This is a genomic window from Actinomadura rifamycini DSM 43936, assembly GCF_000425065.1.
Taxonomy (GTDB): Bacteria; Actinomycetota; Actinomycetes; order Streptosporangiales; family Streptosporangiaceae; genus Spirillospora; species Spirillospora rifamycini.
The window spans coordinates 169,645-195,629 of record NZ_AULB01000014.1; the positions used below are offsets into that span (position 1 = coordinate 169,645).

25 protein-coding genes are annotated in these 25,985 nt (G+C 74.8%); 12 read left to right on the forward strand and 13 right to left on the reverse strand.

All coding sequences use genetic code 11. The annotated features are described in order from the left end of the window. Positions 1–49: 49 nt before the first annotated feature. Together H505_RS0114960 and H505_RS0114965 are read right to left on the reverse strand one after the other, a co-directional pair. A complete protein-coding gene (locus tag H505_RS0114960) occupies positions 50–2,077 on the reverse strand; it encodes an MFS transporter (protein ID WP_157432999.1) in 2,028 nt (675 codons plus the stop codon). Positions 2,078–2,135: 58 nt separating this feature from the next. After that, positions 2,136–2,534, reverse strand: a complete 399-nt coding sequence (locus tag H505_RS0114965; protein ID WP_051300697.1) for a hypothetical protein — start codon at positions 2,532–2,534, stop codon at positions 2,136–2,138. A 105-nt stretch (positions 2,535–2,639) separates the two neighbouring features. Here H505_RS0114965 and H505_RS50600 point away from each other — a divergent pair, with 105 nt between their 5' ends. Together H505_RS50600 and H505_RS41925 are read left to right on the forward strand one after the other, a co-directional pair. Further along, on the forward strand, positions 2,640–2,801 hold the full coding sequence (locus H505_RS50600) for a hypothetical protein (RefSeq protein ID WP_169528828.1): 162 nt from the start codon (positions 2,640–2,642) through the stop codon (positions 2,799–2,801). Positions 2,802–2,939: 138 nt separating this feature from the next. Beyond that, positions 2,940–3,689 carry a class I SAM-dependent methyltransferase gene (locus H505_RS41925; protein ID WP_034517960.1) on the forward strand — a complete coding sequence of 250 codons (750 nt, stop codon included), beginning with the start codon at positions 2,940–2,942 and terminating at the stop codon, positions 3,687–3,689. Between the two features lie 291 nt (positions 3,690–3,980). On the opposite strand, the gene H505_RS0114980 is transcribed toward H505_RS41925, so the two are convergent. Continuing rightward, positions 3,981–6,254 carry an ATP-binding SpoIIE family protein phosphatase gene (locus H505_RS0114980; RefSeq protein ID WP_026402658.1) on the reverse strand — a complete coding sequence of 758 codons (2,274 nt, stop codon included), beginning with the start codon at positions 6,252–6,254 and terminating at the stop codon, positions 3,981–3,983. Between the two features lie 201 nt (positions 6,255–6,455). Continuing rightward, the gene (locus tag H505_RS0114985) at positions 6,456–7,157 is read right to left on the reverse strand and encodes an iron-dependent transcriptional repressor DtxR (protein ID WP_026402659.1); all 702 of its coding nucleotides are present in this window, start codon (positions 7,155–7,157) and stop codon (positions 6,456–6,458) included. A gap of 98 nt (positions 7,158–7,255) precedes the next feature. Between H505_RS0114985 and H505_RS49835 the strand changes: the two genes are divergently transcribed. After that, positions 7,256–7,399, forward strand: a complete 144-nt coding sequence (locus H505_RS49835; RefSeq protein WP_157433000.1) for a hypothetical protein — start codon at positions 7,256–7,258, stop codon at positions 7,397–7,399. On the opposite strand, the gene H505_RS0114995 is transcribed toward H505_RS49835, so the two are convergent. Next, complete coding sequence (locus H505_RS0114995) at positions 7,396–8,754, reverse strand: MFS transporter (protein ID WP_245592525.1); 1,359 nt, start codon at positions 8,752–8,754, stop codon at positions 7,396–7,398. The two genes, H505_RS49835 and H505_RS0114995, sit on opposite strands and share 4 nt — an antisense overlap. Positions 8,755–8,811: 57 nt before the next feature. Next, entirely contained in the window at positions 8,812–9,567 is a 756-nt protein-coding gene (gene pdxH / locus H505_RS41930; RefSeq protein ID WP_051300698.1) for a pyridoxamine 5'-phosphate oxidase, read from the reverse strand. A 94-nt stretch (positions 9,568–9,661) separates the two neighbouring features. On the opposite strand from pdxH, the gene H505_RS0115005 reads away from it, so the two are divergent. The 6 genes from H505_RS0115005 to H505_RS0115025 all read left to right on the forward strand — a co-directional run bounded on the left by H505_RS0115005 (position 9,662) and on the right by H505_RS0115025 (position 16,343). After that, entirely contained in the window at positions 9,662–10,771 is a 1,110-nt protein-coding gene (locus H505_RS0115005) for a citrate synthase 2 (RefSeq protein ID WP_026402661.1), read from the forward strand. A gap of 278 nt (positions 10,772–11,049) precedes the next feature. Next, the gene (locus tag H505_RS0115010; RefSeq protein ID WP_157433001.1) at positions 11,050–11,469 is read left to right on the forward strand and encodes a hypothetical protein; all 420 of its coding nucleotides are present in this window, start codon (positions 11,050–11,052) and stop codon (positions 11,467–11,469) included. 10 nt (positions 11,470–11,479) lie between these two features. Next, positions 11,480–12,616, forward strand: a complete 1,137-nt coding sequence (gene serC / locus H505_RS0115015) for a phosphoserine transaminase (RefSeq protein ID WP_125618917.1) — start codon at positions 11,480–11,482, stop codon at positions 12,614–12,616. 44 nt (positions 12,617–12,660) lie between these two features. Continuing rightward, a complete protein-coding gene (locus tag H505_RS49840) occupies positions 12,661–12,807 on the forward strand; it encodes a hypothetical protein (protein WP_157433002.1) in 147 nt (48 codons plus the stop codon). 98 nt (positions 12,808–12,905) lie between these two features. Further along, positions 12,906–13,958 (forward strand): lactonase family protein, encoded by a 1,053-nt coding sequence (locus tag H505_RS41935; protein WP_051300699.1) that lies wholly within the window; start codon positions 12,906–12,908, stop codon positions 13,956–13,958. Positions 13,959–14,189: 231 nt separating this feature from the next. Further along, a complete protein-coding gene (locus tag H505_RS0115025) occupies positions 14,190–16,343 on the forward strand; it encodes a hypothetical protein (RefSeq protein ID WP_026402664.1) in 2,154 nt (717 codons plus the stop codon). Here H505_RS0115025 and thpR read toward each other — a convergent pair. The 3 genes from thpR to H505_RS0115040 form a co-directional block, all read right to left on the reverse strand. Then, positions 16,280–16,903, reverse strand: a complete 624-nt coding sequence (gene thpR / locus H505_RS0115030; RefSeq protein ID WP_026402665.1) for an RNA 2',3'-cyclic phosphodiesterase — start codon at positions 16,901–16,903, stop codon at positions 16,280–16,282. The genes H505_RS0115025 and thpR overlap by 64 nt on opposite strands. 52 nt (positions 16,904–16,955) lie before the next feature. Beyond that, positions 16,956–18,230, reverse strand: a complete 1,275-nt coding sequence (locus H505_RS41940; RefSeq protein WP_084550264.1) for an MFS transporter — start codon at positions 18,228–18,230, stop codon at positions 16,956–16,958. Between the two features lie 166 nt (positions 18,231–18,396). After that, complete coding sequence (locus H505_RS0115040; RefSeq protein WP_051300700.1) at positions 18,397–18,867, reverse strand: MarR family winged helix-turn-helix transcriptional regulator; 471 nt, start codon at positions 18,865–18,867, stop codon at positions 18,397–18,399. An 83-nt stretch (positions 18,868–18,950) separates the two neighbouring features. On the opposite strand from H505_RS0115040, the gene H505_RS0115045 reads away from it, so the two are divergent. Further along, complete coding sequence (locus H505_RS0115045; protein ID WP_026402667.1) at positions 18,951–19,217, forward strand: DUF2530 domain-containing protein; 267 nt, start codon at positions 18,951–18,953, stop codon at positions 19,215–19,217. 12 nt (positions 19,218–19,229) lie between these two features. On the opposite strand, the gene H505_RS41945 is transcribed toward H505_RS0115045, so the two are convergent. From H505_RS41945 to H505_RS0115065, 4 genes are all read right to left on the reverse strand, one after another. After that, positions 19,230–22,313: a sacsin N-terminal ATP-binding-like domain-containing protein gene (locus H505_RS41945; protein ID WP_425248251.1), complete on the reverse strand. Its 3,084-nt coding sequence runs from the start codon at positions 22,311–22,313 to the stop codon at positions 19,230–19,232. Positions 22,314–22,317: 4 nt separating this feature from the next. Then, positions 22,318–23,193, reverse strand: coding sequence for a DUF3027 domain-containing protein (locus tag H505_RS41950; protein WP_084550265.1), 876 nt, complete (start codon positions 23,191–23,193; stop codon positions 22,318–22,320). A 68-nt stretch (positions 23,194–23,261) separates the two neighbouring features. Then, complete coding sequence (locus H505_RS52380) at positions 23,262–23,657, reverse strand: cold-shock protein (RefSeq protein ID WP_026402668.1); 396 nt, start codon at positions 23,655–23,657, stop codon at positions 23,262–23,264. Between the two features lie 166 nt (positions 23,658–23,823). Further along, positions 23,824–24,504 carry an HAD family hydrolase gene (locus H505_RS0115065; protein ID WP_245592526.1) on the reverse strand — a complete coding sequence of 227 codons (681 nt, stop codon included), beginning with the start codon at positions 24,502–24,504 and terminating at the stop codon, positions 23,824–23,826. 278 nt (positions 24,505–24,782) lie between these two features. Here H505_RS0115065 and H505_RS41955 point away from each other — a divergent pair, with 278 nt between their 5' ends. Both H505_RS41955 and H505_RS0115075 read left to right on the forward strand, forming a co-directional pair. Next, complete coding sequence (locus H505_RS41955; RefSeq protein WP_034517964.1) at positions 24,783–25,127, forward strand: hypothetical protein; 345 nt, start codon at positions 24,783–24,785, stop codon at positions 25,125–25,127. 114 nt (positions 25,128–25,241) lie between these two features. Continuing rightward, positions 25,242–25,859: a TetR/AcrR family transcriptional regulator gene (locus tag H505_RS0115075; RefSeq protein WP_026402670.1), complete on the forward strand. Its 618-nt coding sequence runs from the start codon at positions 25,242–25,244 to the stop codon at positions 25,857–25,859. The last annotated feature ends 126 nt before the right edge of the window (positions 25,860–25,985 follow it).

Genomic DNA, 25,985 nt, shown 5'->3' on the forward strand with positions numbered 1-25,985 from the left:
AGTCAGTATGAGATTACAGGGCCGATGGCGCAACGGCATGTGACGGGGGTTACCCGGCGGCGGCGGTCGCGCCGCGCATCGTCCCGCCGTCGGCGTCGTCGCCCAGCGACGCGCGGGCGAGGCGGGTCAGGACGTCCGCGAGCTCGGGATGCTCCTCGGGGGCCCAGCCCTCCACGTGCGCGGCCAGCCCCTCGCGGCGCGCGGCGAACAGCCGCTCGGCGACGTCCCGCCCCGCGTGCGTGATCGCCAGCACACCGTCGCGGCGCTCCACGAGGCCGTCGCCGACGAGACGGTCGACGAACGGGCGCCCGGTCTCCACCGGCACGCCCGCACGGGCCGCGAGGTCCTCGCCGCGGACCGTCCCGTCCTTGGCGATCCGGCACAGCGCCCACAGGCTGCCCGCCGGGAGGTCCACCCCGGCGAGGGCGCCCAGCCGCGCGTACAGGTCCCGGGCGCGCGGGTCGCGGCGCATCAGCTCGCTCAGGCACCGCTCCATCTCGTGCCGGGACGACCGGACGGTCGGCGCCGCGCCGAACCCCTCGCCGTAGTCGCGCGTCCGGGACGTCTCGCGCAGCGGCGTCTCCCGCAGGAACAGCGCCAGCAGGAACCCCACCGCGGCCACCGGGACCGCCCAGAAGAACACGGTGTCGATGGAGTCGGCGTACGCGTGCAGCACCTCGTTCCTGACCTGCGCGGGGAACCGGTCGAGCAGCGTCGGGTCGCCCTGGACGGCGCCCGGGTCGAAGCCCGGCGGCAGGTCCCGGGCGATCGCGTCGACGTTGCTCGCGAGCGTGTTGCTGAACACCGCGCCGAACACGGCGACCCCGAACGAGCCGCCGATCTGCCGGAAGAACGTGACGCCGGACGTCGCCGCGCCCAGGTCCCCGTACGGGACGGCGTTCTGCACGGCGATCACGAGGATCTGCAGGACCATCCCGAGCCCCAGCCCGAGCAGCGCGAACCGCAGGCTCATCGCGAGCGTCGAGGACGTCTCGTCCAGCTGCGACACCAGGTACAGCGCGACCGCGATGATCGGCGTGCCGAGCACCGGGAAGACCTTGTACCGGCCGGTCCGGCTGACGATCTGGCCGGACCCGATCGAGGTCACCAGCATCCCGAGCATCATCGGCAGCAGGTACACGCCCGACAGCGTGGGCGACACGCCGTGCACGATCTGCAGGAAGATCGGCAGGTACGTGAGCGCGCCGAACATCGCGAACCCCACCACGAACCCGACCGCCGACCCGATCGCGAACACCGGGTGGGCCAGGAGCTTCGGCGGCAGGACCGGCTCCGCCGCGCGCCGCTCCACCAGCACCCAGACCGCGATCAGCACCGCCGACGCCCCGGCGAGCCCGATGATCTGCGGGGAGACCCAGTCGTAGGTCGTCCCGCCCCAGGTCGTCACCAGCACCAGGCCGACCGCCCAGCCGACGATCAGCAGCGTCCCGGCGTAGTCGATGCGGTGGCGCTCCCGCTCGCCGTGCGCGCGCAGCACCACCGCGATCACCGCGAGCGCCACGACGCCGATCGGCAGGTTGACGTAGAACACCCACCGCCACGACAGGTTGTCGACGAACCAGCCGCCGAGCAGCGGCCCGCACACGCTCGACACGCCGAACACCGCGCCGAACAGCCCCTGGTACCGGCCCCGCTCGCGGGGCGGCACGACCTCCCCGACGATCGCGATGGCCAGCACCATCAGCCCGCCGCCGCCGAGCCCCTGCAGCGCCCGGAACAGGATCAGCTCGGTCATCCCCTGCGCGATGCCGCACAGCGCCGACCCGATCAGGAAGACGACGATCGACGTCTGGAACAGCCGCTTGCGGCCGTACTGGTCGCCGAGCTTGCCCCACAGCGGCGTGGACGCCGTCGCGGCCAGCAGGTACGCCGTCACCACCCACGACAGGTGGTTCAGCCCGCCGAGATCGCTGACGATCGTCGGCAGCGCGGTCGACACGATCGTCTGGTCGAGGGCCGCCAGCAGCAGCGCCAGCATGAGCGCGCCCAGCACGGCGTACAGCTCCCTGCCCGCCGGCATGGCCGGTTCGGCCGGTTCGTCCCGCGCCGCCGTCATGCGCCCCCCTGCCCGTCCGTGACGTCAGGGGCCTACCCACGAGCCCGGCGGGATCACGTCACCGCAGCACGTCCCGCGCCACCTTCGCCGCGCCCAGCGCCGCCGCGCTCCCGGACACCGCCAGCGCGCCCGCCGCCGCCCACAGCGGCACGCGCTTGCGGCCGCTCAGCCCCGTCACCACGTCGAGGGAGTCCACGCCGAGCCCGAGCCGCGCCCACAGCTTCCGGCCGTCCTCCCCGCTCAGCAGGTAGCCGGCGCCGAGCGCGATCTCGCGGGCGGCGAACATCCGGGTGACGAAGTCGCGGCCGCCGTCCGCGCCGCGCCCCATCCCCATCGCCCGGACGGTCAGCCCGGGCGCGGCGAACGCGGCGACGCCCAGCGCCACCCGACCCCGCGCGAGCTGCACCATCAGCTCGTCGATCTTGTCCCGCTCGTCAACTTCATTCACATCTGCCACAACCGCGAGGGTAGCGGGCCGACCCCGCGCCCCGACTCCCGGGTAACCCGCTACTTACACGTCTATCGTTCTAGGGAGGCGGCACTCCCCCGGTGGAAGGTGACCATGACAGGCATCATCGCCCTCATCGTGACGGCCCTGCTCGTCTCGTTCGCGATCCGCTGGGCGGCGGTGAAGATGCGCCTGCCCATGCCCACCCGGATCGCCGTGATCACCGTGTTCGTCCTGGTGGCGCTCACCCTGTACGGGACCCAGCTCCCGGATTGACGCGCAGATTCTTTCCCCGACGTCCGAACTTACCGGCCGGGCGGCGAGTCATACCTGACGAAACCGGCCGCACCGCCGGTCGCGGCATGCCCGCGACCGGTACCCCGTGCGGCATGGCCGGACCGAGGGAGACCCGCAGTGCCGCATCCGGCGACCGTCGTCCCCGAGATCGCCCCGCACCTCAAACGGCTGCTGGACTTCGTCGACCCGCAGCCGGGCGACGTCTGCCTGGACGTCGCGCGGGGCCGCGGACCGCTGCCCGCCCTGCTCGCGCCCCGCGTCCGCCGCCTCACCGCCGTGGACGCCGCCCGCGACGGCCGCGCGTTCCGCACCGGGCCCGTCCGGATGCCCGGCGACGCCCTCCCCGCCCCGGCCGCCCCGAGCCCCCGCACCGACGAGACCGTCCACGAGACCGTCCGCGCCGACGCGACCGCGCTCCCCTACCCGGACGGCTCGTTCACCCTCGTCACCGCGCGGTTCGCCCTCTACGCGCTCGGCGCGCCGGACGCCGTCCTGCGCGAGCTCCTCCGCGTCCGGCGCCCCGGCGGGCGGCTCATCATGGCCGACCTCGTCCGCGGCAACTTCGCCGGCACCGCGCGCGACCGCATCGAACGCCTCCGCGACCCCGACCACCCGGGCATCCCCACCATCGCGCGGCTCACCGACATGGTCACCGCCGCCGGCGGCACCATCCGCCGCCTCGACGTCTTCACCGTCGAGCGTCCCGCCGAACCCTGGCTGGCCGACGCCCCCGACCCCGACGCCGCCGACCGCGTCCGCGAGGAACTCCTCGACGAGGTCGACGGCGGCCCCCGCACCGGCGCGAAGCCCCGCATCATCGGCGGCGAACTCTGGTTCACCCAAACCTGGGCGCATGTCTTGTGTTAGGCCCAACGACCTCAGCCAAGCCCCGGCCAGAGCGGACCGGAACCACTGCGATTGCGTCCGAAGGCAGGTTCGAGCGAAGCGAGAACCTGATCGCGCAGCGAGCCCCCTGGGCGAGTCGGAGCGATGCAGCAATCGCGGCAAGGCCCGTGGAAGGAAGGCCCCCTGGGGCCTGACGCCGAGGGTCTTGCAATAAGCACGTGAGCCCCTTGGGCGAGTCGGAGCGATGCAGCAATCGCACGCCGCGCCCGTTGAAGGAAGGCCCCCCGGGGCCTGACGCCGAGGGCGCCGCGATCAATCGAGACGGAGCTCGAACCAGACCGCTTTGCCGTCGCTGGTGGGGCGGGCGCCCCAGCGGGTGGCGAGCTGGTCGACGAGGTAGAGGCCGCGGCCGCCCTCGTCGGTCTCGCCGGCGCTGCGGATGCGGGGCAGCCGCATGTCGGTGTCGAACACCTCGACCCAGACGGCCTCGGCGCCGCGGCGCAGGCGGAGCCGGAACTCCTTCGCCGGGGGTTCGCGGCGGCCCAGGTCGGCGCCGAGGTTCCAGTCGTCCTCGTCGAAGGAGTCGACCATGTCCATGTCGAACTGGACGGGCGCGCCGAGCGGCTCGCCGCCGATGGGGACCGGGATGGCGGGCTCGCGGCGCGGCGTCGGCGTCGTCGTGGCGTGCAGGACGACGTTCGTGACGACCTCGGACACGAGCAGGCACGCGAGTTCGGCCTGCTCGTCGTGCATGCCCCAGGCCGCGAAGGCGTCCGCGGCCATCCGGCGGGCCTCCGACACCATGATCGGCTCGGCGGGGAAGGTGCGCTCGACGACGCCGAGCTCGTCGGGCGCGGTGCGGATGACGACGATGGCGACGTCGTCGTCGATGTCGCCGGGGACGGCGTCGTAGGCGGCGTTCGCGATGGCTTCGACGCCGCCGCGGGCGACCTCGGCGACGGCGGCGCGGACGCGGGCCCGGGACTCCTCGCGGGTGAAGTACTCGCCGTCGTCCTTGGGGCGCCGGTCGATGAGCCCGTCGGTGTACAGGACGAGCGTGGAGCCGGGCTTGAGCTCGGTGGTCTCCTCGTTGAAGAGGATCTCGCCGCCCATGCCGGGGGCGCGCAGGCCGAGCATGCCGCCCTCGCTCTCGAAGTCCAGCTCGCCGACCTGCCCGTCCACGATGAGCAGGGGCGGGTCGTGCCCGGCGTTGGCGAACTCGAGGACGCGCGACCACGCGTCGTACACGAAGTAGGTGCAGGAGACGAGCGGCGGGCGGACGAGGTCGTCGCTGTTCCAGCCGGACCGCATCCGCTCGGGGCGGGTCATGGTGCGGACCCACTCGTCGAGCTTGCGCAGGATGTCGGCGGGCGGCTTGTCGTCCTGGGCGAAGGCGCGCAGCGCGGCGCGGAGCTGCCCCATGACGGCGGCGGCGCGGGCGCCGCGGCCCTCGACGTCGCCGATGACGAGGCCGACGCGTCCGGCGGACAGCGGGATGACGTCGTACCAGTCGCCGCCCACCTGCGTCTGGATGCCGTGCCCGTGGGACTCCAGGGGCCGGGCGGGCTCGTACCGCCACGCGATCTGCAGCCCGTCGAGGTGCGGGGGCCGGTCGCCGGGGAGGAGGTGCTTCTGGAACGCGAGGGCGGTCTCGCGCTCCTCCTCGAACAGCATCGCGTTGTCGACGGCGACGGCGACGCGGCCGGCGATGGCGCCGAGCAGGTCGCGGTCGAAGCCGTCGTAGTGCGGGTCGGGGCGCTTCGACAGGTTCGACAGGGCGAGGCTCATCACGCCCAGCAGCTCGCCGCGGACGAGCAGCGGCGCGGAGATCACGGACGTGATGCCCATCGCGTCGCCGAGCCGCTTGGACGACTCGGACGGCGCGCTGAACCGGTGCTGGATCATGTCCTCGACGAGGACGGCGTCGCGGCGGCTCATCGCCTTGGCGCTGAAGTGCCCCGGCGGGTACGAGACGGGCTCGCCGACCTCGGCCCACGTGCCGGGCGGCGGCTCCCAGCCGCCGGCGTGCCGGGACACCCGCCGGTAGAGGCGGTCGCCGCTGTACAGGTCGATGAAGCAGTGGTCGGCGAACTGCGGGACGAGCGTGTCGGCGACGCGGCGCAGCGTCGTCTCGAGTTCGAGGGACCCGGCGAGCCGCTCGCCGATGCGTTCGAGGAGGCCGTAGCGGTCCTGCTCGCGCTGGTTGGAGCGCAGCGCCTCGCGGGCGAAGATGACGACACCGTCCACCGCGCCGGACGGGTGGCGCAGCGGGACGGCGTGGGCGCGGGTGTAGACGGTGGTGCCGTCAGCGCGCAGGTTGCAGAAGGTGCCCTCCCACACGCCGCCCTTGAGGACGTGCTTGGCCAGTTCGGTGGCCTGCTCGTGGTCCTCCTCGGCGATGCCGAGGGACAGCACCGAGTGCCCGATGATCTCGTCGCCGCCGAAACCGAAGAGCTGCCGCGCGAAGGAGTTCCCGTAGATGACGTTGGAGAACCGGTCGCAGACGATGACCGCCATCTCCATCTGGTTGAGGACGGTCTCGGGCGGCAGGTGCGCCTCGAAAGGCGCTTCCCCCCAACGCTTCATCTCCCCATCCCGATCAGTTGCGTTCCTCGCCCGTCCGTGCCGCCCCGCCGCCCGGCGATGATCACCGGGCGTCGCGGTGCGGATGCCGCGCGTACCTCTCCCGTCGTATTGAACGACGAACCGACCGCCGGGATACGCCCGAAAGGCGCGATGGTAAGGAGATCTTCGGTATAGACCTGCGGGGCGGGCACGCGGGGGCGCTCAGACGCGGCTGACGAAGACGTGCTCGGCGATGTCGCGCGGCAGTTCCGTCTCAGGACCGTCGGCCTCGTCGTCACAGGTCACCCGCACCCCGTCATCGGTCGCCCGAAGAGTCACCTCTCGTCCCGGTTGTATCCCGAACTGCTTGAGTCTAAGCATCAGGTCGCTGTCGCCCTGCACCTGCTCGCTGATGCGCTGGATGACGGCGCCGGAGCCGGCCGGGCTGGCGACGGCGGTCATCACCGACAGCGGCGGCGTCTGCTCGGCGACGCGGCCGCCGCCCAGTTCGTCCAGGCCGGGGATCGGGTTGCCGTGCGGGCAGGTGGTCGGGTTGTCGAGCAGCGCGACGAGCCGGCGTTCGACGTCCTCGGACATGACGTGCTCCCAGCGGCACGCCTCGATGTGGACGTCCTCCCAGGGCAGGCCGATGACGTTGACCAGCAGGCACTCGGCGAGCCGGTGCTTGCGCATCACGCGGGTGGCGAGGCCGCGGCCGCTCTCGGTCAGTTCGAGGTGCCGGTCCCCCTCGACCCGGAGGAGCCCGTCCCGCTCCATGCGCGCGACCGTCTGGCTCACCGTCGGGCCGCTCTGGGAGAGCCGTTCCGCGATGCGCGCGCGAAGGGGGATGATCCCCTCTTCTTCGAGTTCGAACACCGTCCGGAGGTACATCTCCGTGGTATCGATCAGGCCGTGTGAGGTCACAGCTCCCTCCAGTCTTATGGTGACGAGTCTACTTGCTCGGCGGCCTCGGCGGCGGGCGAGCGAATAACCCGGTGAGAGCGGGTACGGGGAAACGCAAGATGAACACAAGAACTCCCCGCGGCGCCGAAATGTTCCTCCCGGAGGACCCGCGGGACCGCTCCGACCTGCGTACCCTCCGCGACGCGGCGGCCGGCTGCCGCGGGTGCGACCTCTACTGCGACGCCATGACCGAGTACAGCTAGCGGACGGGCTCGGCGGTGCGGGCGTCGTAGCGCAGCAGCGCCGGGACCGCGAGCCCGGCCGCGACCACGAGCACGGCGCACGCGATGCCGCCGCCGACCCAGGACGCGCCCGCCCCCGCGACGCTCGCGACCGCCCCGGCCCGGACGTCCCCGAGGCGGGGCCCGCCCGCGACCACCACCGTGAACACCCCCTGCAGCCGCCCGCGCATGTGGTCGGGGGCGTAGGTCTGCAGGATCGTCTGCCGGAACACCGACGAGATGAGGTCGGCGAAGCCGCCGAAGGCGAGCAGCACGACCGCCAGCCACAGCGAGTGCGCGAGCCCCGCCGCGGCGACCGCCAGGCCCCAGATCGCGATGGCCGCGACGAGCGCGAGGCCCTGCCGCCGCACCCGTCCGACCCATCCGGAGGACAGGCCGCCGACGACGGCGCCGAGCGCGATCGCCGCGAACAGCCAGCCGACGGCGCCCTCCCCGCCGAACCGGGCCTCGGCGACCTCGGGGAACAGCGCGCGCGGCATCGCGACGCCCATCGCGATGATGTCCACCACGAACGACATCAGCAGCACCGGCTGGGTGACGAGGAAGCGCAGCCCGTCGATCACCGAGCGCAGCCCGGGGGTGCCGGCGACCTCGCCGAGCGGCGGGATCGCGGGCAGCCGCAGCGCCGCGTACAGGACGAGCGTGAACAGCACGGCGTCCAGCGCGTACGCCGCCGCGTAGTCCCAGGTCGCCAGCAGCACGCCGGCGAGCAGCGGCCCGGCGAACCCGGCCCCCATCATCACGGTGAAGTTCAGGGTGTTCGCGGCCGGGATGAGCGGTTCGTCGATCAGCCGCGGGATGATCGCGCTGCGGGTCGGGGACGACACGGCGAACCCCATGGCCTGCACCGCGACGATCGTCATGATCAGCCAGAGGCTGTCCAGGCCCAGCAGCGCCTGGAGGAACAGCAGCAGCGTCGCGCCCCACATCACGCAGGACGAGACGAACAGCAGCTTGCGGCGGTCCATGTGGTCGGCGACGGCGCCGCCCCACAGCCCGAACACGATCAGCGGCACCAGGTTGACGAACCCGAGCGCGCCCACCCAGAAGGACGAGTGGGTCATGTCGTACACCTGGACCGGGACGGCCACGGACGTCACCTGGAAGCCGATGAACGACACGCCCTGCCCGAGCCACAGCCGCCGGTAGGCGGGGTTGCCCAGCGGCCGGGTGTCGATCGCGATGCGCCGCAGCGCGCCGGGGCGCCGTCCTGGCGGGCGCCCCTTGCCGGGGGCGGGACCGGATTGCTCGGGTTCCTCGGGCTCCCCGGGGGTGTCAGGAGCGTCGGCGGGGGTTGGCTGCTGTTCCGATGTCACCGGGACAGGATGCCGCGCCCTCCGCACCGGTGCGGAACCGGGCATCTCCCCCACCGGTCACGGGGACAGCCGGACCGTCGTCCAGGGCCCGGCGGCGACCGGGTCGTCCACAGTCTGTGGAGGAACGTCGCGGCGGTACTTGATGCGGTCGTGGAGGCGGTCGCGGCGGCCCTGCCAGAACTCGATCGAGGACGGGACGAGCCGGTACCCGCCCCAGAAGTCGGGGAGCGGGACGGCGCCGGCGAGGGCGTCCGGGGCGGCGGAGGCCGCGTCCGGTTCCGGCCATCGTGCGGCCAGTTCGGCGAACCGGCGCTCGAGCTCGTCGCGTCCGCCGATGACGCCGGACTGGTGCTCGCTCGCCCACGCGCCGATGCGCGAGCCGTAGGGGCGCGTCCGGAAGTAGGCGGCCGACTCCTCGCGCGCCAGCGGGACGACCGGGCCCGCGACGCGGACCTGCCGGTGCAGGGCGTGCCAGGGGAAGACGAGCGCGCCGCGCGGGTTCCCGGCGAGGTCGCGGGCCTTGTCGGACGTCAGGTTCGTGAAGAAGCGGAAGCCGTGGGGCCCGTACCCCTTGAGCAGGACGGTGCGGGCGCTCGGGACGCCGTCGGCGGACGCCGTGGCGAGCACCATCGCGTTCGGTTCGGCCAGCCCGGAGTCGTGCACCTGGGCGAACCAGGCGGCGAACAGCGCGAGCGGATCCGCGGGGAGCGCCGACTCGGACAAATCGCCTCCCTCGTAGGATCTGCGGAGCCGTGCTGGGTCGGGCGTTGCGGGATCCACAGCGTCCGAGCCTCCCACCAGGGGTTTGTGCATCTCACATGCCCCCTGGGTACTGGTCAGTAAGGCGGACAGGGTTCAATGGCACGGCACCGCCTTATCAGCTCTGGGGACGAAAGGCAGGACGTACATGTCCGACTTCAAACCTGGTCTCGAGGGGGTCGTTGCCTTCGAGACGGAGATCGCCGAACCGGACAAGGAGGGCGGCGCCCTCCGGTACCGGGGCGTGGACATCGAAGATCTCGTCGGCCGCGTCTCCTTCGGCGACGCCTGGGGCCTGCTGGTCGACGACAGCTTCGACCCGGGCCTGGCGCCCGCCGACCCCCACCTCCTGCCGGTCACCTCCGGCGACGTCCGCGTCGACGTGCAGGGCGCGCTCCCGACCCTCGCCCCCGCGTACGGGATGCGCCCGCTGCTCGACATCTCCGACGAGGAGGCCCGCGCCGACCTCGCCCGCGTGTCGGTGACGGCCCTGTCGTTCGTGGCGCAGTCCGCGCGCGGCGTCGGCGTCCCGATGGTCCCGCAGGCGCGGATCGACGAGGCCGAGACGATCACCGAGCGGTTCATGGTCCGCTGGCGCGGCGAGCCCGACCCCAAGCACGTCGCCGCCATCGACGCCTACTGGGTCTCCGCCGCCGAGCACGGCATGAACGCCTCGACGTTCACCGCCCGCGTCATCGCCTCCACCGGCGCGGACGTCGCGGCGAGCATCTCCGGCGCGATCGGCGCGATGTCCGGCCCGCTGCACGGCGGCGCCCCGGCCCGCGTCCTGCCGATGATCGAGAAGGTCGAGCAGCTCGGCGACGCCCGCAAGGTCGTCACCGACATCCTCGACTCGGGCGAGCGGCTCATGGGCTTCGGCCACCGCGTCTACCGCGCCGAGGACCCCCGCGCCCGGGTGCTGCGCCGCACCGCCAAGGAGCTGGACGCCCCGCGCTTCGAGGCCGCGAAGGCCCTTGAGGACGCGGCCCTCGCCGAGCTGCGCGAGCGCCGCCCCGACCGTCCGATCGAGACGAACGTCGAGTTCTGGGCCGCGGTCATCCTCGACTTCGCCGAGGTCCCGACGGCGATGATGCCCGCCATGTTCACGTGCGGCCGCACCGCCGGCTGGGCCGCGCACATCCTCGAGCAGAAGCGCACCGGCCGCCTCGTCCGGCCGAGCGCGAAGTACGTCGGCCCCGGCACCCGCTCGCTCGAGTCGGTGGCGGGTGCGGCGGAGGTCCTCAAGCGCAACGGCTGATACGGCCGATCGCACCCCCGCGCACGCGCTGAGGCCCCCGGTCCGCCGGGGGCCTTGCCCGTTCCCGGCCCCTGCACGTCCGCCTCCAGCGGGCACGGTGCCTTCCCCCGCCCTGTCGCACCGACCTTCGCGGGACCGCACCGTCCCGCCGCGTCCAGATCGTAGCCGGACCGGGCCGCCGTGCCCGGCGAACGAGAGAATCCTTCGCGACGACGGCCCGAAACTTTCCGTCTGCGGTCAACTGTCGGGATTTGCTCGCTCTTGGCATCATGAGGCTCGTGAGCGATGAGCGACCGCTGCACCAGGACGAGCCCCTCGAAGGGGACATCGGGCCCGCCTCCGGAGGACCGGACACCGCGACGAGGGACCCCGCGACAAGGGATCCCGCGAGGACGGGCCTCGGCGCGTCCTACGACTTCGGCTCGCCCAGGGACCGGCGCGCGGCGCTGCGCCGGTACGAGGCCGAGCGGGAGGAGCGGCGCCGCCGCGTGGACGCCGCGTCCGGCCGGATCGCCGCCATGCTGGTCGCCGCCCTGCTCGCGTTCATGACCTTCGACTCGGCCCGCACGGCCGTGCAGGCCCGCGAGCGCGGCGACGAGTGGCTGTTCCCCCCGGGCATCCTCGCCGCGGTATGCGGCATCGCCTTCCTCATCGTCATCGCCAGGGTCCTCCGGCGCGGCCAAACGCAGGTGAAGTAGCCTTCTGCGGGTGACCGACAGCGCGAATCCTGCCATTGACATTCCCGCCGACATCAAGCCCGCCGACGGCCGGTTCGGGTGCGGCCCGTCCAAGGTCCGCCCCGAGCAGCTCGCCGCGCTCGCCGAGTCCGGCTCGACCTACCTGGGGACCTCGCACCGGCAGAAGCCGGTGAAGTCGCTGGTGGGCCGGGTCCGCGAGGGGCTGTCGCAGCTGTTCTCCCTCCCCGAGGGGTACGAGGTGCTGCTCAGCAACGGCGGCACGACCGCGTTCTGGGACGCCGCCGCGTTCGGCCTCGTCCGGCAGCGGTCGCAGCACCTGACGTTCGGCGAGTTCTCCAGCAAGTTCGCGAAGGTCACCTCGGGGGCGCCGTGGCTGGGCGAGCCGACGGTCATCTCCGCGCAGCCGGGCTCGCACCCCGAGCCGGCCGCCGAGGAGGGCGTGGACGTCTACGCGCTCACCCACAACGAGACCTCGACCGGCGTCGCGATGCCGATCCGCCGCCCGGCGGGCACGACGGCCTCCGAGGCGCTGGTGCTGGTGGACGCGACGTCCGGTGCGGGCGGCCTGCCCGTGGACGTCGCCGAGACGGACGTCTACTACTTCGCCCCGCAGAAGTCCTTCGCGGCCGACGGGGGCCTGTGGGTCGGCCTGGCGTCCCCGGCGGCGCTGGCGCGGATCGAGGAGATCGCCCAGTCCGACCGGTACGTCCCGGAGTTCTTCAACCTGAAGACCGTCGTGGACAACTCCGCCAAGGACCAGACGTACAACACCCCGGCCGTCGCCACGCTGCTGCTGCTCGCCGAGCAGATCGAGTGGATGAACGGGAACGGCGGCCTGGAGTGGACGACGGCGCGCACGGCCGACTCGTCCCAGCGGCTGTACACGTGGGCGGAGAAGACCGCGTACACGACGCCGTTCGTGGTCGACCCGGCGCAGCGGTCGCGGGTCGTCGGGACGATCGACTTCAGCGACGACGTGGACGCCGCGGCCGTCGCGAAGGTGCTGCGGGCGAACGGGATCGTCGACACCGAGCCGTACCGCAAGCTCGGCCGCAACCAGCTGCGCATCGGCATGTTCCCGGCGATCGACCCGGCGGACGTCGAGGCGCTGACCGCCTGCATCGACTTCGTCGTCGAGCGGCTCTAGCCGTCCCCGCCGGTGCCGTCCGGGTCTCCGGGCGGCACCGGCGGATGAGACGCAGATCTATCGGCGGCCGGTTCGAGGCGGGCGTCCGGCCGAATAAGCTCGGACGCGTGAACCGCGCGCCCCAATGGCTGCTCCCCACCGTGCTGACCGCGCTCGTCCTGGCCGTGGTCGTCGGCGCGCTGCTGAATTGAGCGGCCCGAGTCGATTCTGCGGGTCGAGCCCCGCGGCGGCCCCCGGCGGGCCGGGGGCGCGCGGCGCGGGTCCCGCGCGGAACGGGGATGATCGAGACATGCCATCGCGCCCGTCCCGCACCGCACGCCCGTCCCGGTCCCGCGCGCCGCTCGTGGCGGCGGGCGCCCTCCTCGGCGGGGCGGTGTTCGCGCCGGCGGCGGCCGCCGACGAGGCCGAGGTCGCGTTCCAGATCACCGATCCGCGTATCACCGAGTCCAGCGGGCTGGCGGTCAGCGCCCGGCACGACGGCGTGGTCTACACGCACAACGACTCCGGCGGCGTCCCGCAGATCTTCGCGCTCGGCCCGGACGGGCGGACGCGGGCCGTCCTCACGGTCGGCGGCGCGGAGGCCCGCGACTGGGAGGCCATGGCGGTCGGCGAGGACGAGCGGGGCCGCCCGGCGATCTTCGTGGCGGACATCGGGGACAACCTCGGCGGCGCGTGGCCGCACGTGACGGTCTACCGGGTGCCGGAGCCGCGGAACCTGACCAGCCGGACGCTGCGGGCGACCGCGTTCCGGATGCGGTACGAGGACGGGCCGCGCAACGCCGAGGCGATGATGATCAACCCGCGGACGAACCGGCTGTACGTCGTCAGCAAGCTGTTCGGCGGCAAGGTGTACGAGGCCCCCGCGGACCTGCGCACGTCCGGCTACAACACGCTGCGGGAGGTCGCGGACGCGCCCGCGATCGCGACCGGCGCGGCGTTCTCCCCGGACGGCCGGACGTGCGTGATCCGCACGTACTTCGGCGCGACGGTGTACGGGGTCGGCGCGGACGGGCGTCCGGGAGAGCGGATCGGGTCGGTGCCGATCCCGCGGCAGGAGCAGGGCGAGGCGGTCACGTACACGGCGGACGGCCGGAGCGTGCTGGTGTCGTCGGAGGGCGAGAACCAGCCGGTGCACCGGGTGCCGCTGCCGGAGGAGGCGCTGCCGGCCCCGGAGCGCACGCCGGACGCCGGGTCGGGCGGTGCCGGGCCGGACGGCCGGGAGGCGGCGGGCGAGGAGGGGCGGCGCGACGCGTCCGGGCCCCGGGCGGGCCTGTTCCTCTCCCTCGCGATCGCGGGAGCGGTGGGGTACGGGTGGTGGCGGAGCCGGAGGGGGCGCGCGTGACCGGCCCGGCCTGTCCCGCGCGCGGCATGTCCGTTCCGGTGGGGCACCGGATCGCGGAAGGCGGTCACGGTCCCGCGGCGGCGCGTGTGAGGATGCGCCCTGGGGTAGCGGGCCGGCGCGACGCGGGCGCCGTGCCGGCCCCGGTGGACGTGGAGAGCGGTGGACTCGGACCGGTGGCTGTGAACGCGGTGGACGGGAACGCGGTGGACTGTGCGGTGGAGCGTGAGCGCTGTGGAGCATGAGCTGGTGGGTCTGGCGGGCCCCGGCGGCCGGTGGCGTCCGGTGGCCGCCGTGCCGTTCACCGTCGCGGCGGCGGCGCTGGCGCTGCTGCCGATCCACCCGGTGTGGCTGTGGGCGGCCCTGATCGTGGTCGTGGGCGCCGTCCCGTGGCTGCTGGGGGCGCTGCCGGAGGCGCGGCGCCGCCGGCCCCGCCCGTACTGGCGGCTGTCGGCGGACGGCCTGGAGCGCATCGGCCCCGGCGGCCTCACCCTCACCCGCTACGAGCGCGACCGCATCGACGCGCTGGCCGTCACCACCGGCGACGGCGTGCTGACCGTCTTCCACCGGTTCGGGCGGACGGCGGTGGGGCCGACCGTCTCGCTGGGCCTGGAGCCGATCGCGCTGTTCGTCACCGCGCGGCGGCTCGGCATCCCGCTGCACCTGCTGGACGGGGAGGCGAGCGACCTGCTCGACCCGGCGGTCGAGGAGGCGCTGCGCGTCCCCGGGCTGGACGACGGCCCGGCGAGCGTCGGGGCGCTGCCGCGCGACCACGCGGCGGAGAAGCGGCTGCTGGACCAGGAGGCGGCGCTGCTGGCCGCCGCGCACGAGCCGGGCGAGCACCTGCCCCGGCACGGCGGCGAGGTCCGGCTGGACACCCCGGCGCCGCTGCCGAGCCGCCGCCGGATCGCGGCGCTGGGCGCGCTGACCGGGGTGCTGGGCACGGTGATGATCGCCCGGATCGCGGTGGAGGGGACGGACGCGTTCGGCGCGCGGCTCGCCGCGGCGTGCTGGGCGGTCGCCGCGGTCGCCGGGGTGCTGGCGGCGCGCCGGCGGCTGGCGCGGGCGGTGCAGGTCCGGTGGACGGTGTCGCCCGAGCGGCTGGTCGTGCGGGCCCGTCCGGGCGGGCGCGCGCCGCTGGAGGTCCCGGCGGCGGAGATCGCGGCGATCGTCGTGGGGCCGGGGCTGCGGCCGGACCCGCTGTCCGGGGAGCCGCAGCGCGCCGAGCTGGCCGCGCTCGCGTTCGGGCACCGGCTGGAGCTGCTGGCGCGGCTGCCCGCGGACGGCCTGGACGGGTTCCAGCTCGCGCACGCCCTGGACGACCGGGGCTACCGGGTGATCACGCCGGGGGCGCGGCCGCCGCGCCGCCCGCACTACGGCCTGGACCGGGTGCCGGACGTCTTCCCGTGGGTGCCCGGCGGCCGGCTCGTCGTCGCGGACGGCGGGCTGGGCTGGGCGGACGCCGCCGGGGACGTCGTGATGCAGGTGCCGGGCGAGCACCTCGGGGTGATCGAGCTGCTGACGATCGCGGGGCACGCGTGGGTGCGGCTGCACGACGCGGACGGCGACGAGCTGCTGGCGGCGCCGCTGTCGGCGCTGCGGATCTCCCGGACGGACCTGCGCGAGTCGGCGCGCCGGGAGGGGCTGCCGGTCAACGACGCCGAGTACGACGCCTACCTGAGCGCGGCGTTCCACTCGGCCGTGTCGACGCTCGCGGACCCGGGCCCGGACGCCGAGCCGGCCCCCGCGTCGCTCGCGCCGGGCGCCGCGCGGGAGGGCGGGCCGGACGCGCGGCCGGCCGAGCGCGGCGACGACCGGGCGGACGACCGGGCGGACGCCGACACCGAGGACATCCCGGCCGTTCCCGCGTTCACGCTCGGTCTGGACGCGCCGCCCGGCCCGGCCGCCGCGCCGGGGGCGACGCTGGACGCGACGCGCCGGTCCCGGGTCGGCACGTACGCGATGAGCGTGGCGCTGTGCGAGGCGGTGGCGCTGCTGGGCGCGGTGTGGCTCGGCCCGGAGCTGGGCGGGTTCAGCCTGGTGGCGAGCTGGGCGGTGCCCGCGGGGGTGCTGGTCGGGCTCGTCGGCAACTGGCTCTACGACCGGAACCGGGCGCAGCTGCGGGTGTCGGCGGCGGGTCTCGCGGTCGTCACCCGGCGCGGGCGCGTGGAGTGGGAGCTGGCCCGCGACCGGATCGGCGGCGTCGGGGTGGACGAGTCGTCGGCGCGGATGCCGCGGCTGGTCGCGTGGGGCCCGTCCGGGCGGGTGCTGCGGCAGGTCGCGTTCCCGCCGGACCTGACCGAGCTGCGCCGCGCCTGCGAGCGCTACGGCGTCCCGTGGGGCCCGCCGGACGCGGACCGTCCCGCTCCGCCGCCGCCGGAGCTCTGACGCAGCGGCCACGTCTCCAGCGGCTCGTAGGCCGGTTCGGGGTGCTCCTTGCCGGGGAGGCGGCTGCGCATGAGCAGCACGGTGTCGGCCGTCCACGGCGACCCGGCGAACGCCGACAGCGACTCCAGCAGCGGGCGGACGTCCACCGGCCGCCGGGACCGCGCCAGCGTCAGGTGGGGGCGGAACCCGCGGTGCTTGTCGGGCGGCATCCCGGCGCGCCGCCCGGCCGCCGTGGTGGACGCGGCGAGCCGCGCGAGGGCGCGCCGGTCGCCGAACAGGCCCGTCCACAGGACGCGGGCGTGCGCGCCGCTGCCGGGGAACGCGCCGGCGCCCGCGAGGGACAGCGTCATCCGCTCGTGCCGCTGGACGGCACGTTCCAAGCGGGGCAGGAGCCGCTCGAGTCTCCGGTCGTCGAACTCGCCGAGGAACGTGAGCGTGACGTGGATCAGCTCGCGCCGCGTCCATCTCAGCTCCGGGACGTCGTCGCGGTGCGGCCGCACGGCCTCCTCGAGCTCGTCCAGTACGGCCGGAGGCGGTACGAGCGCCACGAAGAGCCTCATGAGCACGTCCCGAGAGCCACCCGTCCAGCTTTCCAGCAGACGGCACCCGTTGTCACGCGGTCACGGCGCCTCGTGACCGGTCCCGGGGGCGGTCGCCGGGCCCGTCCGGCGGGCCGTCCGGTGCCGCGCCCGATCCGCCCGCCGGGCGCCGGGCGAGCGCGGCGACGGCGAGCGGCGCCGCCGCGCACACGATCCCGCCGAGGACGATGCTGGTGCGGGGCCCGAACGTCTCGGCGACCCAGCCGATGAACGGCGCCCCGATCGGGTTCGTCCCGAGGAACACCAGCATGTACAGGCCCATGACGCGGCCGCGCATCTCGGGGGCGACGCTGAGCTGCATCGTCGCGTTCGCGGACGTCGTGAACGTCATGAGCGCGATGCCGGTCGGCACCAGCATCAGCAGGAACGACCAGTAGGTCGGCATCACGCCGGTGATGATCTCCAGGACGCCGAACAGCAGCGCCGCGCCCAGCAGCACCCGCAGCCGGGGCCGGGTCGCCCTGCGCGCGGCCAGCAGCGCCCCGGTGACGGCTCCGAGCGCCATCATGCTCGTCGCGAGCCCGAACGAGGACGCGCCGGTGCGGAAGACCTCGCGGGCGACGAGCGCGATCGTCGTCTGCAGGTTCATCCCGAAGGTCGCGACGAACCCCACCAGCAGCAGGATGATCATCAGGTCGCGGCGGCCCCGCACGTACCGGAGGCCCTCCATGAGCTGGCCCTTCGCGCGCTTCACGGGCTCCGCGGGGTGCAGGTCGTCCGCCCGCATCGCCTGGAGGCCGAGCAGGACGGCGCCGTAGGACGCGGCGTTCACGAGGAACACCGGGCCGGTGCCGATCAGCGCGATGAGCACGCCGGCGACGGCGGGGCCGACCAGCCGCGCGCCGTTGAAGATCGCGCTGTTCAGCGCGATGGCGTTGGGCAGGTCGCGGCGGCCGACCATCTCGACGGCGAACGCCTGCCGGGTGGGGTTGTCGACGACCGTGGCCATGCCGAGCCCGAACGCGAGCACGTACACGTGCCACACCTGCGCCGTCCCGGTGATCGCCAGCAGGCCGAGGACGAGCGCGAGCGCGCCCATCGCCACCTGCGTGATCATCAGGACGCGGCGCTTGGGGTAGCGGTCGGCGATCACGCCGCCCCACAGGCCGAACAGCAGCAGCGGCAGGAACTGGAGGCCGGTGGTGATGCCGAGGGCGGTGCCGCTGCTGCGGGTCAGTTCGAGGACGAGCCAGTCCTGGGCGATGCGCTGCATCCAGGTGCCGGTGTTGGACACGACCTGCCCGGTCGCGAACAGCCGGTAGTTGCGGTTGCGCAGCGACCGGAACATGCCGCCGCTCCGCTCGCCGCCGTCGCCGCCGGGAGGTTCGCCGGGTCCCTCATCACCAGAACTCATTACCATTGCTAATGATAATCGAGGCGTGCGCATTCCGGCAAGTGGGCGCAAAACGATCAGAACGGGCGGCCCCCGGCCCGGGGCTCCCGGGCCCCGGGGGTCAGGAACGGCTGAGCTTGTCGATCACGGGCGCGGCCCGCCGCAGGATCTCGCGCTCGTCCTCGGTCAGCTCGCCCAGCCGCCGCGACAGCCACGCCTCCTTGCGGCGCCGCTCGGCCGCCAGCAGCGCGCAGCCCCGCTCGGTCGCCTGCAGCACGACCTGCCGCCCGTCCGTCGGATGCGGGCTGCGCAGCACCAGCCCCTGGTCCTCCAGATGCCCGATCACGCGGGTCATCGACGGCGGCTGCACCTTCTCGTGGTCGGCCAGCTCGCGGGGCGTCATCGAACCGTGCCGCTCGATCGCCGCGAGCGCCGCGAACTGGGTGAGCGGCAGCGGGCTGCCCGCCCCGCCCTCGGACGCCTCGGGGCGCAGCGTGCGCAGCCGCCGCGACAGCCGCGCGATCGAGATGCGCAGCTCCTCGGCCAGCCCCGGCGGCCGCCCGGCGCCGCTGTGTTCTGTGGACATGCTCATCGGTCTCCTGTCCGCCCATGCTGCCATGCCCCGGCCCGGAGGCGCCCGGCGTCCGGCCGGTGCGGGCACCGTACCCTGGAGGCATGACGCGCCAGCGCCGCCCCGACCCGCCGCCGATGGAGACCAACGACGTCCGCATCGCCGCCGTCGGCACGGCCGCGTGGGCGGTCGCCCTCGCCGTCCTGCTGCTCCTCGACCTCCCCGACGAGGACCGCTGGTGGATCTGGGTGTGCGTCACCGGCATCGGCATCGGCCTGTTCGCCACCTGGTACGTCCCGCGCCTCCAGGCCGGGCGCGCCCGGCAGGAGGCCGAACGCGCCGCCGCCCGCCGCGAGCACGAACACTCCTAGCCGTCCGTCCCGCTAGTCGTCCAGGTCGCTTTCGGCCAGCAGGACGGGCAGCGCCCCGGGATCGCGCAGGACGGCCTCGGCGTGCAGCCGCGCCTCCCACTCCCCGGTGACCCACGCCAGCGCGCGCGCCAGCCCCTCGGGGCCGTCCGCATGCACCTGACCGTCCCCTACCCACCACTGCACGTCCGTGCCGTCCACGGTCAGACGGTCATGCGCACGGTAGACATCGGGCGCACCGGGCAGCACCGCCCGGACCGCCTCGGGAACGGGACGCTCCTCCCCGGCCCCGACATCGCCGCCCTCCACCGCGCCGGCCACCTCGTCGCTCGCCAGGGGCAGGTCGAGGAGTTCGGCGAGCCGCTCCTCCCGGCCGCGCGCCGCGATGACCAGCGGCTGCCCCGCCAGCAGCGGCAGCAGATCCGGACGGTCCAGGACGAGCGCGTCGCCCGCGTCCACCACCTCCACCGCGCCGTCGACGACGGCCCGCACCCGCTCCGGCGGTTCGACGTCCGGGGCGGGCGCGTCCGCGAGCGCCGTCCACAGGGCGCCGAGCCGGTCGCGGGCGACGTGCCGGGCCGGGTCGGCGAGCCGCTCCAGCAGCTCGCGGGCGCCGCCGGGCTCGTCGAGCAGGTCGTCGAGCGACGTCCGGACGCCGAGCGCCGTCAGCAGCGGCTCGTCCGGCCCGTCCGGCGCCACGTCGTACAGCCCCGCCAGCGACGCGTCCCCGGGCAGCCGGAACTCGCGCGGCCGGCGCCCGTCCAGCACCGGCCGCCGCCCCAGCCACCACGCCGTGTAGGACGGGACGGCCGCGCGCCGCCCCGTGTGCAGGACGACGTGCGCCGGTTCGACGATCGCGGCGCGCCACGGCGGCCCGGCGAGCAGCCGCAGCGCGGCGCCCCAGTCGTCGACCAGTTCGAGGTCGCGGACGGCGGTCAGCTCCGGCACGGCGGGCGGCAGGTCCTGCGGGCCGATGCGGCGCAGGACGTCGTCGGCCCAGCGGTCCTCGTCGTCCAGCTCCAGGGTCTCGGCGCCGTCGGCCAGCGCGGTCAGGTCGACGTCCTCGCCGCGGGCCAGGGCGAACCCGTCGAGCACCCCCGCCGCCGCGAGCACCTCCGCGCCCCACCGGTCGAGCAGCGCGCCGTCGACCACCCCGAACGGGGCGTCGTCCGCCATCAGCCCCCGCAGCGGGCTCCCGGGCAGCAGCAGCTCGCCCGCCGGGTACGGCTCGCCGTCGTCGCCCGGCAGCGCCAGCTCCGCGAGCCACGGCTCGTCCCCCGGGTCGACCGGCCCCGCCGCGACGAGCCCGAGCACCGCCTCCGCGACCGCCTCCGGGGCGTCGGCGTCGAACGACTCCTCGACCGCCGCCCGCACCGCCGGATCGCCCAGCACCGCGCGGGGCCCGGCCTCGACCGCGCCGAGCCGCCGCAGCAGCGGATGCACCGCGTCCGGATGGACGAACCGCAGCCCCAGCACCCCGAGCCCCGCCGGGTCGACGCCGTCCGCGATCAGCAGCCCGCGCGGGCCCCGCACCAGCCGGTCGTCCGCGAGCGGCACCGGCAGCGCGCCGAGCCCCTCCGCGTCGGCCCCCTCCAGGGCCGCGTACACGTCCCGCCACCAGGCCGGTTCCCGCTCGACCGCGGCCAGCTCGTCCACCACGTCGGCCAGCTCGACCCGCCGCACCCCGAGCGCCGCGAGCGCCGGGCTCCGCGCGGGCCAGTCCGGCGGCAGCAGCCCGCCGAACACCGCCGGCCCGTCCCCGTGCCCGCCGAGCAGCTCGACGAACCCGGCGGGGGCGTCCAGCGCCAGCGCGTCCCGGCCGCGGGCCCCGCCCGGCAGCACGGGCGCCTCCGGCAGCCGGTCGGCGACCGCGCGCCGCAGCCGCGCGTCCAGCTCCCCCGCCGCCACCGGCCCCGGCACCAGCCCGAGCACCCCGGGGGACGCCGCGCGCGCCCCCATCAGCCGCACGTACGCGTCGGCGGCCCGCGCCACGAGGAAGTCGGTCAGCGGGCCCGGGGCGACGTGCCGCCGGTCCGGCGCGAGCGGGAACGACGCGATCAGCAGCGCGGGCAGGTCGAGCGGCTCGTCCGTCGGCGTCGGCGCGTGCAGCGCCCGCGGGACGTCGCCGCCCTCGGGCAGCGCCCACCGCACCAGCCAGAACGGCCGGTCCCGCTCCTCCACGGGACGGTCGGCCAGCAGCTCGCCCGGCACCGCCCCGTGCGCCTCGACGGTCGCCCACTCGACCCCGTCGATCACCACGCTCCGCACGTCCGCCCCGCCGAGCGGGTCCGGGCCGTCGGCGTCCCGCTCGCCGGGGCCCTCGGGGCGCCGGGCGGTGAGGGCGCGCTCGGTGCCGTCGACGACGATCTCGACCGACTCCAGGGCCGGGAGCGCCAGCAGCAGCGGCGCCGCGACCTCGGCGAGCTGCGCCCGGACGGACGCGACCGCGCCGTCGTCGCGCAGCGGCAGCCGGACGGCGGTGTCGAAGCCGTCCGGGACCGGCGGGGCGTCCGCGGGCGGCACGGCGAACGGCAGCCGGAGCAGCGGCACCCGGCCGCCGCGGCGCTCGACCTCGGCGGCGACGCCGGGCAGCGCCGCGGCGAGCCCGCGGGCGCGGTCGCGGGACCAGGCGACGGCGCCGGTGCGGGACGCGATCGCGGGGGCGTCGGTGACGGCGACGACGGCGGCGAAGCCGACGCCGAAGCGGCCCACGGCGCCCGTGTCGTCCCGTTTCGCGGACGCCCGGAGCGTCGAGAGCGCCTCGACGCCGGGGGCGTCGAGGGGCGCGCCGGTGTTCGCGGCCGTGAGGACGGCGCCGTCCAGCGCCAGCCTGAGGCGGCCGGGCACGCCGGCGCGGGCCGCGGCGTCGGCGGCGTTCTGCGCCAGCTCGACGACCACCCGGTCGCGGTAGCCGCCGAGGGCGTGGTCGTCCTCGGTGTTGGCGTCCTCGCGGAACCGGGCGGGCGACTCCTCCCAGGCGCGCAGCACCCGCTCGCGGAGGGCGCGGGCGCCGAACGGGTCGTCCGCCGCGTCGGGGGCCGTCGCGTCCGGGGTCGTCGCGTCCGGGGCCGTCGCGTCCGGGGTCGTGGGGCGGGTCACCGGATCAGCTGTGGCCGAGCGCCTCGTCGTCCAGGGGCGCCGAATCGTCCCCCGGACCCGGGACGAGGTCGTAGCCGAGCTCGTCGATCACCGGGGGGCCGTGCTCGGACGCCGCGGGGAGCGTGACGGCCTCGGAGTGCGCCCCGCAGCCGTGGTCGGCGGACACGACGCGGCCGTCGTCGGGGGCGTACTCGTTGGCGCACACGCCGAATACCTGGCGCATCTCCCCCGCGAGCGGCAGGTAGAACCCGCAGGTGGAGCACTGGGCGGGGGCGGACGCGGCGATGGGGGCGCGGGGGCCGTGGACGCCGTCGTACCAGCGCGCGGCGGCCTCGTCGCGGCCCTCGCGGGACAGCACGCGGACGCGGCCGAGGCCCGGCTCCCACTGCGCCTCGCGGTCGCCCTCGGCGGTCTGCGCGAACGCCGGGGTGAGGCGGACGTCGTCGGGCGCGGTGGGCAGCAGGTCGCCGGGGCCGAGGTCGCCGGGGCGGAGCCGTTCGAGCCACGGCACCCAGTCGGGCGCGAGGAGGGCGTCGTCCCCGGGCAGGAGGACGCACTCGTTCACGGTCACCGTCCTGGCGCGGGACGCCCGCACCACGGTGACCGACCAGCGCCAGCCCCGGTAGGCGGGGTCGAGGCACTCGAACGCGTGCGTGACCACCCGGTCGGCCTCGGCGCGGAGGCCGAGATGCTCGCCGACCCGTCCCGGTGAGGCCGTCTCCTCCGCCGCCGCGCGGGCGAGGTCGACGGCCTCGGCGCAGGCGCGGTCGACGGCGGGCGTCCGGGGGCGGCGGGCCCCGGTGGAGCGGCGGGTCGCCCCGTTCTCCGGCGGGGTCTTGGCGTTCTCGGGAGCTGGGCTGGACTGACGCGTTGGGCTCACGCCTCAATTCTCGCCCATGGATCCAAGTGAACGCGCCCGCCGCGGGCGCCCGCCCGTCCCCGGGGCCCTCAGGGGCTGAGGTCGTCGGCGACCGCGCGGAGCACGGTGGCGATCTTCTTGGCCTCGGCCGGGGAGGGGTGCTTGCCGCGCCGGTACGTGGTGGAGATGCCGTCGAGCAGCTTGATGAGGTCCTCGGTGATCAGCACCATCTCGTCCGGCTTCTTGCGCCGCTGCTTGGCGATGGCCTTCTCGACCGACGGCAGGGTCTCCAGGAGCCGCACCTGCATCGCCTGCTGCCCGCGCCGGCCCTCGACCACGCCGAACTCGATGCGCTGCCCGGGCTTGAGCGTCGTCACCCCGCCCGGAAGAGCGGAGGAGTGCACGAAGACCTCACCCCCGTCGTCGCGGGTGAGGAAACCGAACCCCTTGTCGGAGTCGTACCACTTGACCTTGCCAGTCGGCACGGGAGACCTCGTCTAGTAATCGTCTGGAATCGGTCCCAAGATTAGTGCCTCACCGCGAGCCGGTGAACACGCCGGGGGCGTGGACGGCACACCGGGACCGATGATCGCAAAGTACCCCGAACACGTTCGCCCGGCACCCCATTTTCGGCGCGCGGGAAATGCCCCGTCAGCGGGTCGCGAAACGACCGAGCCAGTCCGGGAACGCGAGCAGGTCCGGCAGGACGACGTCCGCGCCGTAGGCGGTCAGGGCGGCGGCGTCGAACGGGCCGGTCGCGACGCCGACGGACACCGCCGCGGCGGCCCGCGCCGCGTCCACGTCGCCGGTGTGGTCCCCGATGTAGGCGCCCGCGCCGTGCTCGCGCAGCGCCGCGCCCTTGTCCGCGCCGAACAGGCCGCCCACCACCGCGTCCACCGGCAGCCCGAGGAACCGGACCGTCCGCTCGGTGTCGGCCTGGTTCTTCCCGGACACCACGACGACCCGCCCGCCCAGCGCCCGCACCGCGTCGACCGCCGCCGCCGCACCCGGCATCACGGCCGTCGCCGGCACCGCCACCTCGGGGTAGATCGCCCGGTACCGGGCCGCCATCGCGGGCACCTCGGCCGCCGGGAACCAGTACGCGAGCTCCACCTCCAGCGGCGGCCCGAGCCGTCCCACGACGACGTCGAGGTCGATGGAGACGCCGCTCTCGGCGGCGAGCGCCGCGTACACCGCGGAGATCCCGGCGCGGGTGTCGGCGAGCGTCAGGTCGAGGTCGAATCCGACGACCGGCCCGGAACGGGTCGGCGCGCCCGGCAGGGAATGGGCGGACGTTTCCGGCGACATTTCCGGTGAATCGCGGTGCAGCACGCCCCACAGGGTAAAGGTCCTCTAAGGACGCCCGAGACGCGAGTACCCGCGCCCTCCCGGTAGTGGCGATGCGACGGGATCCGAGTGGGAGAGCGCGGGAACTCTTCGCGCGGGAACCGTTCCGCGTGGCCGGAACTGGCCTGTCCGGTCACCGGGACTCCGCCCGTGCTGCAGGAATACCCGGCACCCCGGCCACCAACCGCCCCACCAGGGAAAACACAGCACCCGATCGGACCACCCCCGACCAAAAAACGATCAGCCCGGCGAAGGAGGGCGCCATGACGAACGGCACCACCGACCCCACCACCCGGACGGGACGCCGCCGCGCGCCCCGCGCACCTGCGCGGGCCGCCGGCGCCGCCGCCACCGCCGTCTCGATCGCCACCACCGCCGTCGTGGCGATCCTCGCGGTCCACATCCTGTTCACCGTGTTCGAGGCCAACACCGCCAACGGCATCGTCGAGTGGTTCGCCGGCGCCGCCGACCGGCTCGCCTGGCAGTTCGAGGACGTCTTCCGACCGGACGACCCGAAGGTCGCCGTCGCGGTCAACCACGGCCTCGCCGCCGCCGTGTACCTGGCCGCCGGCCGGCTCGCCGCCGCGCTCGTCCGGCGCCTCGCCTGACCGGCGGGCGCCGCCGCCTCCTGCGAGAACGGTCACGAAACGGGGCTCGCCGGGCCTGAGCAGCGGTCACCGAGTCGGAGATGCCTTACTGTTCTTGCGGAGGAAACCATCACCATGACGCCAAGTACTCGCGAGCGGATCGTGGCCGAGTCGCTCCGACTGTTCGCCGACCGGGGCTACGCCGCGACGTCCGTCGCCGAGATCGAGGCCGCGGCCGGGCTGTCCCCGGGCGCGGGCGGTCTCTACCGGCACTTCCGGTCCAAGGAGGAGGTCCTCTCCTCCGCCATCCGCGAGCACATCGAACGGACCCGCAAGCAGATCAGCGACGTCCTCGCCGAGTCCGACTCCTTCAAGGGCCGGCCGCTCGAGGTGCGGCTCCGGATGACCTGCCAGGCCGGCCTCGCCAAGATGCGCGAGGAGCAGGACCTGATCCGCGTGCTGTTCCGCGACCTCGACCAGTTCCCCAACCTCGTCGCGGAGATGCGCGAAGGCATCGTCAACCCGCTCTACGACGGCATCGCGACCTGGCTGTCCGAGCAGCCCGAGTACGCGGGCGCCGACGAGGACTGGCCCGCGATCGCCTCCATCCTCGGCGGCGCCGTCGTGAACTACTGGCTGGCGAACGAGTCCATGTACGAGCCGCCGACCCGCATCGACGAGCGGCGCTTCGTGGAGAGCTGGGCCCGCCTCGGCATGGGCCTGGCCACCCGGGAGTCCTCGCCCGCGACCTGACCCGCCCGGACGAACCGGACCGTCCGGCGGGTCGGGGGCGCGCCGCCGCCACCGCACACTTCGGGTGCTCCTACCCTGAAGGGAGCCGTCACGACGGCGGCACGCGACGACGGGCAGAGAATCGGC